Source organism: Hydrogenispora ethanolica, from assembly GCF_004340685.1.
GTDB classification, from domain to species: Bacteria; Bacillota; UBA4882; order UBA8346; family UBA8346; genus Hydrogenispora; species Hydrogenispora ethanolica.
In genome coordinates this window covers 1-13,261 of sequence record NZ_SLUN01000045.1, presented here as the reverse complement: position 1 = coordinate 13,261, position 13,261 = coordinate 1, and the positions used below count along the sequence as shown (strand labels likewise).

General features: G+C 55.7%; 9 protein-coding genes. 8 read left to right on the top strand and 1 reads right to left on the bottom strand.

Going from position 1 to position 13,261, the window contains the following annotated elements; genetic code table 11:
* Positions 1-134 precede the first annotated feature (134 nt).
* The 4 genes from EDC14_RS23520 (at position 135) to EDC14_RS23505 (ending at position 4,535) form a co-directional block, all read left to right on the top strand.
* Positions 135-1,292: an efflux RND transporter periplasmic adaptor subunit gene (locus EDC14_RS23520; RefSeq protein WP_132017038.1), complete on the top strand. Its 1,158-nt coding sequence runs from the start codon at positions 135-137 to the stop codon at positions 1,290-1,292.
* A gap of 3 nt (positions 1,293-1,295) precedes the next feature.
* Entirely contained in the window at positions 1,296-2,006 is a 711-nt protein-coding gene (locus EDC14_RS23515; RefSeq protein WP_132017036.1) for an ABC transporter ATP-binding protein, read from the top strand.
* On the top strand, positions 2,003-3,175 hold the full coding sequence (locus EDC14_RS23510) for an ABC transporter permease (protein ID WP_132017034.1): 1,173 nt from the start codon (positions 2,003-2,005) through the stop codon (positions 3,173-3,175). The genes EDC14_RS23515 and EDC14_RS23510 overlap by 4 nt, the downstream gene beginning before the upstream one ends.
* Positions 3,176-3,410: 235 nt before the next feature.
* Positions 3,411-4,535 carry a VIT1/CCC1 transporter family protein gene (locus EDC14_RS23505; RefSeq protein ID WP_132017032.1) on the top strand — a complete coding sequence of 375 codons (1,125 nt, stop codon included), beginning with the start codon at positions 3,411-3,413 and terminating at the stop codon, positions 4,533-4,535.
* An 18-nt stretch (positions 4,536-4,553) separates the two neighbouring features.
* Here the strand turns inward: EDC14_RS23505 and EDC14_RS23500 are convergent, their stop codons facing one another.
* The gene (locus tag EDC14_RS23500) at positions 4,554-7,241 is read right to left on the bottom strand and encodes a sigma-54-dependent transcriptional regulator (protein WP_132017030.1); all 2,688 of its coding nucleotides are present in this window, start codon (positions 7,239-7,241) and stop codon (positions 4,554-4,556) included.
* 645 nt (positions 7,242-7,886) lie between these two features.
* Between EDC14_RS23500 and EDC14_RS23495 the strand changes: the two genes are divergently transcribed.
* The 4 genes from EDC14_RS23495 to EDC14_RS23480 all read left to right on the top strand — a co-directional run bounded on the left by EDC14_RS23495 (position 7,887) and on the right by EDC14_RS23480 (position 13,032).
* Positions 7,887-9,332, top strand: coding sequence for a glycoside hydrolase family 1 protein (locus EDC14_RS23495; protein ID WP_132017029.1), 1,446 nt, complete (start codon positions 7,887-7,889; stop codon positions 9,330-9,332).
* Between the two features lie 86 nt (positions 9,333-9,418).
* A complete protein-coding gene (locus tag EDC14_RS23490; protein ID WP_132017027.1) occupies positions 9,419-12,169 on the top strand; it encodes an MBL fold metallo-hydrolase in 2,751 nt (916 codons plus the stop codon).
* A 222-nt stretch (positions 12,170-12,391) separates the two neighbouring features.
* Positions 12,392-12,700, top strand: a complete 309-nt coding sequence (locus EDC14_RS23485) for a PTS sugar transporter subunit IIA (protein ID WP_132017090.1) — start codon at positions 12,392-12,394, stop codon at positions 12,698-12,700.
* A 32-nt stretch (positions 12,701-12,732) separates the two neighbouring features.
* Positions 12,733-13,032, top strand: a complete 300-nt coding sequence (locus EDC14_RS23480; protein WP_132017025.1) for a PTS sugar transporter subunit IIB — start codon at positions 12,733-12,735, stop codon at positions 13,030-13,032.
* Positions 13,033-13,261: the final 229 nt, after the last annotated feature.

The following is a 13,261-nucleotide window of genomic DNA, read 5'->3' as shown; positions in this document are numbered from 1 at the left end:
TCATACCGCCGCCGCGGAACTTTTCAGCGTCGAAATTCGATGAAATAGAGGTGTGCTTCACCAATCGTTTGGCCCGGAAAAACCAATTCAAAAACAATCGAAAAATTCAACGCTGAAATGAGGAATAGTCCTTGATGAAGAAGAGATTAGCCTGGATTATCGGAGGAATTGCCGTCATCGCCCTGGCGCTCTATTTCTTCCTCCCGAAATCGAACGGCCTCCAAGATCTGGCCAAGCAATACGATTTCCACACCGTAAAACGGATGGATCTCAGCGAACGGATCGACGCCACCGGCAAGGTTCTGGCGCTTGATAAGAAGGATCTCTATGCCGATTACGACGGCGCGGTGGAAAAAGTGCACGTCAAAGCCGGCGACATGGTGAAACAGGGCGATATCATCGTGACGATCGACTCGGCCACCCTGAAGTCGCAGTGGCTGGACGCCAAGTCTACCCTGAACCAGGCCAAAGTGAATCTGACTCAGACGGCCGGACAGGCTGCCACCGAGCTCTATTTGAACCAACTGTCGGAAAAGAATGCGCTGCAGCTGGAGAACTATTACCAACAGGCCGCCATCTACCGGGAGCAGGTCAAACAGGCCCAGGAACGGCTGGACGCCCTGAATGCCAGGAATGACGGTTATTACATGGCTGACAATGAGCGGTTGTTCATCCGCGCTCCCTTCAGCGGCAAAGTAGCCTGGATTCAGGCGCAGAAGGGCGACAAGATCGATCCGCAGACGTTATTGGCGACGGTGATGAAGCCGGAGGGCTTGATCGTGGAGGCGCAGGTCGATCAGAACGACATCAGCGCGGTGAAGACCGGACAGAACGCCCTGGTGACCGGGAAGGATGACGGCCAGAGCCAAAACCCCGGGGTAGTCACGGAGATCAGCACCCAGGGGCGGGAGGCCGGCAACGTCGCCGGAGGCCAGGCGGCCAGCGATATCATTGATTTCCCGGTGCGGATCCGACTGGACGGCGCGACCCGGGGCCTGATGCCGGGGATGATGGCGGATGTGACGGTCCTGGCCCATGAGCTGCCGGACGCGCTGGCGGTGCCGGCGGCGGGAGTGACCCGCCAGAACGGCCGGGATCTGGTGAAGGTGCGGCGGCAGGGCCGGGTGGTCCAGGTCGCCGTGGAATTGGGCCTGAAGAGCGGCAAGTATTGGGAGGTCAAATCGGGCCTCAAGGCGGGCGACGTCGTGGCGGTGCCGAAACCGACCGTGCTGGCGGCCAATCCCGGGGCGGGAACGGGCAAGCGCGGCATGGGGCCGTTCGGGGGGCGATAGATCATGCTGGAGCTGAATCATATCAAAAAAATCTATCATGACGGCGATATCGAAGTCAAGGCCCTGAACGACGTCTCGCTGACCATCGCCAGAGGGGAGATGGTCGCGATCATGGGACCGTCGGGGTCGGGCAAATCGACCTTTATGAATGTCTTGGGCTGCCTCGACCAGCCCACGTCGGGCTCCTACCGGTTGAACGGACAGGAGGTGGCCGAACGGACCCAGCGGGAATTGGCGACGATTCGCAACCGAGAGCTCGGCTTCGTCTTCCAATCCTTTAATCTGCTGCCGAAGCTGACCGCGTTGCAAAACGTGGAATTGCCGCTGGTGTATGCCGGGGTTCCGGCGCAGCGGCGGGCGGAAATGGCGCAGCAGGCCCTGGACCGGGTGGACCTGGCCCACCGGGTGCGGCACCGGCCCAAGGAGCTCTCCGGCGGCCAGCAGCAGCGGGTGGCGATCGCCCGGGCGTTGGTGAATAACCCGCGCCTGATCCTGGCCGACGAGCCCACCGGCAATCTGGACTCGCATTCCAGCGTCGAGGTGATGGCGCTCTTCCAGGAGCTGCACCGGAGCGGGATCACCGTGGTTCTGGTGACGCATGAGCCCGACATCGCCGAGTACACTCAAAGAGTCATCCGTTTTCGCGACGGCCAGGTGGTCGCCGACGAGGTGATCCGGCCCAAACGGGCGGAGAAGGAGGTGGCTTCCGCGTGAAGATCGGCGAAAATATGATGATGGCCATGAAGAACCTGCTCAACAACAGGGCGCGTTCCTTCCTGACCATGCTGGGGATCATCATCGGGGTCGGCGCGGTCATCGCTATGGTTTCCCTGGGTGAAGGGGCCAAGCGGCAGATCACCGACCGGATCGCGGCGATCGGTTCCAATCTGCTCATTGTGACGTCGGGGCGGGACAGCTCCTCCGAGATTACCAACAGCATCGTGCCCCTGGTCCGGGAATCGTCCGACTATATCGAGGAGCTGGCGCCGGCGGCCCGGGGCTCGAAACTGGCCGAGGCCGGAGGTAACAGCCTGCAGACTTCGATCAGCGGCGTCACGCCCGCCTATGCCCGGGTCCGCAATTACCAGGTCGCTTACGGCCGCTTCCTGAATGAGGAGGACGTTTCCGGCGCGGCCCGGGTGGCGGTGATCGGCTCCTATCTCGCGGAACAGTTGTTCCCGGGGGCCAATCCCATCGGCGAGGAGCTGAAAGTCGCCGGGGTCCGCTTGCAAGTGGTAGGCGTCCTGACCTCCAAGGGCCAAAGCGGCTTCGGCAATGCCGACAATGCAATGCTTATCCCGCTGACCACCGCCCAGGAGCGGATCTTCGGCAACCGCAATCTGAGCGAGATCAGCATCCAGGTGCGCAGCGCCGACGATATTCCCATCGTCTCGGAGCAGATCAAAAAGGCTTTGCTGGAGGAGTTCGACGACGAGGACGATTTCTCCATCAACAATATGGCCGAGATTCTGGCAACCGCCCAGGATATGACGCAGATCATGACCATGCTGCTGGCGGGGATCGCCGCCGTCTCCCTGGTGGTCGGGGGGATCGGCATCATGAATATCATGCTGGTTTCGGTGACCGAACGGATCCGCGAGATCGGGATCCGCAAGGCCATCGGCGCCCAGCCCGAGCAGATTCTGGTGCTCTTCCTGATCGAGGCGGTCACGTTGAGCCTGGTCGGCGGGATCATCGGCATCGTCACCGGCGGCGCCCTGGCTCTATTGGTCGGGAAGATCATCGGTTGGGCGATCACGATCTCGCTCAGCGCGGTCCTGGTGGCCTTCACCTTCTCGGTGCTGGTCGGATTGTTTTTCGGCGTGTATCCCGCCTACAAGGCGAGCGGGTTGAATCCGATTGAGGCGCTCCGGCACGACTGATCCGGGGCCCTCCTTTTGAAACAGGAATGGCAATCCATGGGCACTTCGAAGACACCGGCGCGTTTGGCCGGTGTCTTTGCCGTCGCGGTTCCGTGCCGGGGGCGGCGCTTCATCCCCGTTCACTGCCGCGCGGCGGATCGCTTATTGATTTCGTTCGGGCTTTTCGTTGTGAAGATCCGCAAAATATTGTAAGATCATTTCGAAATCAGAAATTTTATTTTGAGGAGCGACTGCCATGGTATCCGATACGGAAGTCCGGCGCTACCGGGAAAACTTGCAGGCGGAACGGGAGGCGATCGCGCTGTATGAGCGGCTGGCCGCCGCCGAGCCCAATCCCGACCTGGCCGACATCTACCGGCGGCTGGTGGCGACCGAGCAGAAGCACGCCGCCTTTTGGGAGGGGAAGCTCCGCGCCGCCGGGCGGGAAGTCCCCGGATTCAAGGCGGGCTGGCGCACCCGGGTCTTCGGCTGGCTGGCCGGCCGGATGGGTCCGGCCTTTGTCCTGCCGGCCATCGCCTCGCTGGAGCGGACCGCGGCTGGCGGCTACAACGGACAGGCCGACGCCGAAGCCGCGAACATGCCGGCCGAGGAACGTTCCCACGCCCGGATCTTCGGCCAGCTGGCCCGGACCACCCAAGGCATGCAAGGGAGCGAGCTGGCCCGCTTCGAGGGACGCCACCGCGCCACCGGCGGCAATGCGCTCCGCGCGGCGGTGCTGGGGGCCAACGACGGGTTGCTTTCCGTCTTCAACCTGGTGATGGGGGTGGCCGGCGCCGGCGTGCCGGGCCGCAGCATTCTCATTACCGGCGTGGCGGGCATGCTGGCCGGCGCGCTCTCGATGGCCCTGGGCGAGTGGCTTTCGGTGCAGAGCTCGCGTGAGCTGTACCAGCATCAATTGGAGATCGAGGAACGGGAGCTTGAGGAGGTTCCCGAAGAAGAAGTCGAGGAGCTGACCCTGATCTATCAAGCCAAGGGGATCGAAGAGGCGACCGCCCGGCAATTGGCGGGCAGGCTGGTCTCCGATCCCGCCACCGCCCTGGACACGCTGGCCCGGGAGGAGTTAGCAATCGACCCGGCGGAGCTGGGCGGTTCGGCCTGGGAAGCGGCGATCACTTCCTTTCTGCTCTTCGCGGTCGGGGCGATCATTCCGGTGCTTCCTTATCTCTTCTTCACGGGCGTGGCCGGGATTCTGGTCAGTGCCGTCTGCAGCGCCGCGGGACTCTTCGCGCTGGGCGCCTTCATCACCGTGATGACCGGCAAGCATCCGCTGCTCTCCGGATTGCGGCAGGTACTGTTCGGGCTGGCCACCGCGGCGATCACTTTCGGGATCGGCCGCCTTATTGGAGTGAACCTGGGGTGAACGGTTGAGCCTCGAATGTCATGAATAATTTTTAGGGTTAAAGAAGATCATCAGGTTGCAGACCTCGTCATCGGAGATGTGAATCTGAAATTTTTGATTTAGCATCTCGCAGTTCCCCTTGATCACTTGGTAAAGCTCGCAGTTTTCCTCGATAAAGCGCGCTTTCCCCTCGAAATGGTCGATCTTTCCGCCGCCTTTCAAGCGATCGATCATGCAGCCGATGTGGATGGCGATGCCGATCAGTACGCTGGTGTCGATCTTGACGCGCAGACGGTTCTCGATGCTGTCGATGAACTGCTTGATTCCTTTCATGGCGTACCGGCCATTGACGTGCTTGAGATGGTTTTCCAGGGTATCGCCGATGGTCCGGTAAGTCGTTTCGATATCGACCAGCTTTTGAATGTCCGGCAGCGCGCTTTGATTTAGCACCGCAGCGATGCCGAATTGGGGCAGGTCGCTGGCGACCTGAAACGAGCCGACCAGACAGATGATCCGGTACCGTTTCTGCAGATTCTCAAGCTTGGCGCCGATGCCCTCATTCCCGGCGAGGCTGAGGGGAAGCACTTCCATAGGATAATCGCCCAATCGCAAATGTTTTTCCAGGATGCTTTTGAGGAGTCCGGCTCCGCCTTCACCCGTAGTACAGAGGGTGACGATGGCCATGGTCTCGGGGCTGGCCGATTCCATTGCCTGGAGCGCCAATGAATGGTCCGGATTTAAAAGGTCATTGACCTGCAAGGTGTCTTGGTATATTTCGTCCAGGGAATATCCCATCATCGCCTTACGGGTGGCCTCGATCCCGTGCAAGGTGCTGACCAGAGGGATAGTCTTGGTCCGGATGCCGAACTCTCTTTCGATTTCTTCGCCGACATTGGTCAAAGACCCCATGTCGACCAGGAACAGGATATCCAATGGGAGCGCGGATTCTTTCAGATGATTTTTTAATCTGGAGATGACTTGTTGCGGCTGCTCATCCAGCGGCAGATTCATGCCAAAGGCATAGTCCACTCCCAGCAGGCTGTTGGCGGTTTCCGCCATCGAAGTCGCGGTGGAGGCGCCATGGGCGATAATAATGACCTTGACCCGACGCCGCGGCTCTCGGACGCTGCCTTCATGATAGACAAAGAACATCGCCAGGAATCCGGCTTCGTCGATCGGCATGGTGATATCCAGCACGCGGTTGATGATTTTCAGGCAATCCACTGCAGTGGAGAATTCCTCGGGGAATTCGGTCCGGATCCTGTTCAATTGGGGATGGACGATTCGCTTGTGCCGCTTGATGCGCTCGATGGAGTTGGCGATGTGGACCGCCATGCCGTAAGGGACTTTTTGGCTAAAGGTCTTTGACAGCTTTTCCTCACTAAAGCGGATGATCTCTTCGACCACGCGAATAATCTCGGGACTGACGATGCTTTCAAGATTAGCGAAACTGGGATTGGAATTGACGCTCCGCAGATAGCTGGAGAAGTATTCCTCGATATCCTTCGCCATCTCCTGTTCCAGCTGCGCATCGCTGATGCCCTTGCTTTTCAGCTCATGCACCCGGAGATCGATCATGTCATAGATGTTCTCTTCTTCTTCCTCAAAGAGGATCTGCTCCTCGCTGCTGTCAAAGATGCAATACCTTTTATTGATCCCGATAAGCTTGTTCCATAATTGGCGGTGTTCCGTCTCCCGGTACAAACCTTCCCGGATATAAGCGGGAAGATCGATGCTGTTGATTTTAATCGTTTCCTTTTTATTGGATACCAGCTCGGCATAGGCTTTGGCGCAGGCCAGCTGGATATCGGTTTTCAATTGACCGACGTTATGGGGACAATGGTAACTCAGGAAAGATTTCATCGAATTGATCGAGACTGAAATGGGCCTGCCGAGGCGGGAGGATTCCTCCCGCAGAAATTGGCTGATCAGGTGAAATCGTTCCTCCATGTTCCTGTCGCTTAGATTGGGCATCCGGATGATCATCGGAATTCTGCGGGTGAAGGTTTTCAGCAGGGCGGAGTCCGGATTTTCAGTGGTGGCGCAGATGATGAGAACCTTGGCTGTCCGCCCGGCATCGGTTTCGCCGAGCTTCCGATAGGCGCCGGTATCCATAAAGGTAAAAAACATCTCTTGCCCTTCCGGCGGGAGCCGGTGGACTTCATCCAGAAAGAGAATGCCGCCGTCCGCTTTTTCGACTAAGCCGGGCTTATCGGAATCGGCTCCGGTATAGGCGCCTTTTTTGACGCCGAATAATTGACTGAGCAGCAGTTGGGGATTGTTGGCATAGTCGGCGCAGTTAAAGACGACGAAGGGCGAATTCTCGGCCATTCGTCCCATCTCCACGGCGTATTGATGGATCAGCCCGGCGAACATGGACTTTCCGGTGCCGGTTTCGCCCAGGATCAAGATGGGCATCCCCTTGGGAGGATAGAGGACCGCCGCTTTGGCTTGTTCAACCGCTGGAAAAAGACTGGGATTCTTCAGCGCCAGGCGATCCAGCGCCGTCGGCCCGGCTTCGGTTGCGGTTTCCCGGCTGGCCACGGCGCGGTACAATACTGGCCGGACCCCTTCTTTGGCCGCTTTGCCGTCTTCGCACAGTTGATTCAGGTCGCTGCTGACATTGGCCCGGCTGAGCCCGAGCGCATCCGCCAGATCATTGGTAGTTACGCCGGCTTCTTGACTAAGCTCTTTCAGCTTTTCATAGACGGTGTCGATTCGGCTCATGCGGATTCCCTCCATCGCATCGCTGGAAGATGTTGAGCTTCCCAGACGGTTCAATCCTTCTCCTTGAACTTGTATATATAAGATGAATTAAATAATCCGAACCAGCTTTTCCAGCCTTAAAGCATGGCTGGAAAAGGGTAAAGAGTGGAATTTATTTCATCTTATCCAGCAAGGAAAATATGTCGCAAAGTTTTTTGTTCGGAATATTTAGAAGCCATGTGATAAAGTCCTCAAATTCGGAAATCACTCTTTCAAAGGATAAAAAATCGACTTTATCACTTGCTTCTCTGAGCTTTTGTGTTCACCCTGGCCTTCGGACAGGGTTTATCACAACGCTTTTAGTGCGACATATATAGAAGCCAGGTGATCGCTTATCGCGGCAACGATTTTGCTGAACGGATGCGTTGAATGAAAAAACGCGCCGGCCCGTTATTTTTTTCAAGCATGATCGTTGCATATAAAACAAGTTTACCGATTATTCATCCGATTTTCAAGTATTATCACTTGCCGTAGCAACCGGCGGTCGATTTGTGAAGTGTTTTGGCATGTTTCTTGCTTCTTCAATAGCATGAGGAGCAGGAGGCGTGCCATTGTTTATTTCGGGAATGTTTTGGAAGGAAACTGGTCAGAAAGGGTGGGAGTTTGATGGATTTTAAAAATGTAAAACCGTTTCCCAAGGATTTCTGGTGGGGGGCATCCACTTCGGCGTTTCAGTTTGAAGGAGCCTACGCCGAGGATGGCAAAGGTCTGTCGGTCGCCGATGTGAAAGCCATTCCCGAAGGAACGACCGATTTTAAGATCGCCAGCGATCATTATCACCGTTATCGGGAAGATGTGGCCTTATTAGCGGAGCTGGGACTCAAGGCATACCGGTTCTCCATCGCCTGGACCCGCATCTTCCCCAACGGCAATGACCCGGTGCCCAACGAAAAAGGATTGCAATTCTACGATCATTTGATCAATGAGCTGATTCGGCACGGCATTATACCGGTGGTCACGCTATACCATTTTGACCTGCCGCTGGCTTTGGAGAAAGCGTACGGCGGTTGGCGCAGTCGCCGGATCATCGATGATTTCGATCGGTACTGCCGCACCGTGTTTCACCATTTCGGCGACCGCGTCAAACACTGGCTGACCATCAATGAGCAGAATATGATGATTCTGTATGAAGTCTATCTCGGCGACGGCCGAAAACGGTTGCCGGCCAAGGAGAAGTACGATATTTGCCATACCATGTTTTTAGCCCAGGCCAAAGCGGTGCAATCCTGCCATGAACTGGTGCCGGGAGGGAAAATCGGACCGGCGCCCAATATCGTCGCGGTGTACCCGGAAACCAGCGCTCCCCGGGATGTACTGGCGGCGATGGATTTTGATCAATTGCGGAACCGCCTGTATTTGGACGTGGCCTGCCTGGGAGCATACCCGGAAGCGTTATGGCAGTGGTTTCTCGACCATCAGTGCGCTCCGGCTATTGAAGCGGGCGATATGGAATTGCTGCAAAACGCCAAACCGGATTTTATCGCCTTCAACTATTACGGAACAACCACAGTGCGTTATCTGCCGCTCGATGCGGAGGGGCCGAAATTCGAAAATGAGCCGGAAGGGCCGGCCAAGCGGAGGGCCTTTATGACCGCCCTGTCATCAGCTCCCGGAATCGCCATGGGCGTCAAAAACCAATATGTCAAGGAAACATCCCTGCAGATGGCGATCGATCCGGTCGGGTTGCATGCGACGTTGCGCCAATTGTGGGAACGCTATCGATTGCCCTTGCTGATTACGGAAAACGGCTGCGGCGTTCCGGATACGCTAGAAAACGGGAAGGTCAACGATGACTACCGGATTGAGTATCTCCGGGCGCATATCGCCGAATGCCAGGTTGCATTGCACGAAGGTGTTCGCTTGCTGGGTTATTCGCCATGGTCGGCGATGGATTTGGTGAGTACCTACCAAGGTTGCACCAAACGGTACGGCTTTGTCTATGTGAACCGGGATGAATTTGATCTGAAAGATCTACGCCGGATCAAAAAGAAATCATTTGACTGGTATCGAAAAGTCATTGCCACCAATGGTGCGGATTTAAGCAATGAATAGTGAATGAGGTCATATAAATTAAGGTGAGTTCCGTAAACCGGTTACCGGGTCGAACGAAAATATGGAATGGAGGTTGAGTGCGAACAATGAAACGGTATTGTATCGTCATTGGGTTTTTTATATTGGTCGCCGTACTCGCGTCAATTGGACCCCGAGCATTTGCCCAGGCGGCGAGTTCCGTTATTTTAATCACCGAGGTATTGCCCACCGGGGAAGTGGCGGCGGCGCTGGCTGTCGAATATGGGACGGCAATTGAAGAATCCGGCGTAGCGGCCGCAACTTATACGGTGAATGCTACGGTGGGCGATAAAACCGCGGCGCGGACCATTACCAGAGTTTACCCCAATGATGTTCCCGCCAGGGACGCGAAGGGCAAACGCGGCCAATACGTGATCATTGAGATGGACCCTAAGGATGCCATTGCCGGGACGATGACTTACGATCCCCAAGCGCGGCTGGCGACCCGATATGCTCTGAACTACGAGGTGACCCAAGTGAAGGAGATCATCGCAGCCAATGGAATGAAATACCCGGCGTCTGCCGTAAAGCTGAAAAGCGGGAAAGAGCGAACACCGATCGTCGATGACTTCAAAAAGCTGGCCACGAAAGACAACGATGGGAATACGTTAAATTATCGCTTGTTCCTTCCCGCCGCCGCTGAAAAGGATAAAAGATTTCCGCTGGTCATCTTTTTGCATGGCGTGGGAGAACGCGGCGCTGACAATGCGTTGCAATTGCTGGGCTATCAAGGCGCTCTGGTCTGGGCCTCGCCGGAGAATCAACGGAAGAATCCATGCTACGTAGCAGCGCCGCAATGTCCGCCGACCGGTTATTGGACCGATGACACCAACTATCATCTGGTTCTCAAAATGCTCGACGATATTCAGCATAGCTATGCCATCGATTTTGGCCGCATCTATATCACCGGTTTATCGATGGGCGGATTTGGAACCTGGAAAATTATCCAGAATAATCCGGATGTCTTTGCCGCGGCCATGCCGGTCTGCGGCGGCGGAGACCCCGCCAATGTCGCCGCGCTGAAAGACATGCCGATCTGGGCGTTTCACGCAGCCGATGATCCGGCCGTTCCGGTTTCGGGACCGCTCGCCATCGGTCCGACCCGCGGGATGGGATCGCGGGATATGGTGGCGGCCCTGAAAGCGGCCGGGAGTACCGTCGTTCAATACACCCAATATGAACCGGGCTACGTAGCGCCCCCTTTGGCTCCGAATGCCCATTTTTCGTGGGTTCCCGCCTATGGAAATCAAGCGGCCATCGACTGGATGTTTGCGCAGACGAAAACGGCCCAATATAAGTCGACCCTGCTTCAACCGGGCCTCTGGCGGATTGACGACTTCCGGGGCGGATTTGGTTCCGCTAGCATGTACCTGGTTGAGGGCAAGGATAAGGCGTTATTGATTGATACTGGCATGGGTACGGGAGATCTGGCCGGTTATGTTCGAACGCTGACGAAGCTGCCGGTAGAAGTGGTGCTCACCCACGGCCATCCCGATCATGTGGGGCAAGCGAATCAGTTCGACAAGGTATATATGGCGCAGAAAGATGTTGCGCTGTTCGGTTTGTTCGGCATCAAGACCGATCCGGCGCGGTTTGTGAATATTCAGGCGGGGGATACCATTGATCTGGGGGGGAAGGCATTTGAAGTCATTGCGATCCCCGGGCATACCCCCGGTTCGATAGCGCTGCTCGATGCGAAAGATCAATTGCTCGCCACCGGCGACGCCATCGGTTCGGGATCCAACGTCTGGATGCATATTCCGGGCACGCTGCCTTTGGACCAATATTGGGTGAGCTTGCGGAAATTGGAAGCCAAATTGAAAGGCTTCAAGCATTTAACCTATCTGGTGGGTCATCAATGGCAGGAGAAAACGCCAATCACGCTTCAATATGTTACGGATATGCGGATTTTGGTAGAGAAAACGCTCCATGGCGAAGTGGTGGCAAAACCGTATCCGGATGGCGGCGACGGCATGGGAGTGGTGGCCGAATACGGCTCGGCGACGCTGGATTATAGCCTTTCCAACCTATGGAGCGCCGGTAAAGCTGATAAAACCAAGTATCAGGCGGTCGAAACGCTCCCCGGAGTTATCATGATCCGCGATTATTCCGGCGACAACATGTATTTTATGAAGGGGACCCAAAAAGCTTTATTGATCGATACCGGAATGGGCGGCGGCAATCTGCGGGAATATGTCGGCAGACTGGCGGGAGGTCTGCCGGTCGCAGTCGTTCTCACCCATGGCCATCCCGATCATGTTGGTCAGGCCGATCAATTCCACCAAGTCTATCTGTCCCGAAAAGATGATGCGGTAGCGGTCAGTATCTCGAACGTAGATCCATCCCGATACATCGATATCAACGAAGGAGACGTAATGGACTTAGGCGGCAGGGCGCTGAAGGTTCTTTCATTCCCGGGACATACGCCCGGTAGCATCGTATTGCTCGATGAGACAAACAGACTGTTATTTACCGGTGACGCCGTGGGCACCCAATCGGCGCGGGGCGGTTTATGGTTGCATTTGGCCGGCTGTCCGTATATTGATGAGTATCTGGCGACGCTGAAGACGGTTCGGGCCAAAATTGACGGGAAATACGACCTGCTTCTGACGGGGCATAATCAAAAAGCGGTAGCTCCCCAGTATTTAGACTATCTGCAAGCGGCCGCCCAGAAATTAGTCGATCAAGGCGAAGCCGCTCTGGTGCCTTCACTCCGCCCAACCGGGCTCAAGATGGTGGTCCACGGCGATGATTCCGACCCCAATGCGGCATCGATTATCGTAAATCCGGAACATCTTTTTTCGCCGCAGCGGAAATAAGATCAGGGTCCGGTATCTATGCCGGCAGGAACGCTTCCATTCCGTTTACGAATGTTATTCACAAGCTGAATCGTGTTGTATCGTGTGACGAAGAGCCGTTTTCTATGGCTCTTTCTTTTTTTGTCCCATCTTGGTGAAGTGTTTTGGCATGGTTTTTGCTTTATAACTTATTGATGAAACAGACCCTCCGATACGCAGAGGATGCAAGAAAGGATGTTTACCATGGATTATCAGGCGATCGTGATGCAGCTCATTATCAATGGGGGGAATGCCCGCAGCAAATCGATGGAGGCGATTCATTTAGCGAAGACGGGCCAGATCGGCGAAGCCAGAGCCTTGCTCGAAAAGGCTGGCGAGGATCTGGCCAAGGCTCATGAAGTTCAGGCGCAACTCATTCAGGATGAGGCGGCCGGGAACCATCGGGAAGTTACCCTGCTGATGGTTCATGCCCAGGACCATTTGATGAATGCGATGACCGTCAAAGACTTGGCACTGGAGATGATCGATATGTATGAAACGATCGGCCGGTAAATCATTTTAATTCAATCAAAGGAGGAAGTAGGATGACGAAAATAACCTTAATCTGCGCAGTGGGCATGTCGACCAGTCTATTGGTTGACAAGATGAAGAGCGCCATGGTCAAACTGGGAGTTGAGGCGGAGATACGGGCCATCGCCGAGAGTAAGTTCAAGGAGTATGAAAAGGATACCGATGTACTGCTGCTCGGCCCCCAGGTGAGTTTCATGGCCAAAAAGTTTAAAGAGACTTATGAACCGCAGGGAATCAAAGTGGCGGTCATTGACAGCATCGACTATGGAATGATGGACGGCGAAAAAGTGTTGAAAATGGCTTTGGGGATTTAATCAAGGGATACCCGGCGGAGGATTCCGCAAATCTTTCTTACTGTCGTTCACCTCAGCCAATGGCATCAAGGGGTGACTAGTTTCCAGTGAACAAGCATTGCAGCGAGTCGCCGCCGGGATTCAGCGGAACCGCTTAAATTAACCTGTTGTGCTAGATGAAGTTAACCAAAGACAAGATGTTTGATCTTTGAAAACTGCATACTATGTCCGATAAGCATATTGATGAAAT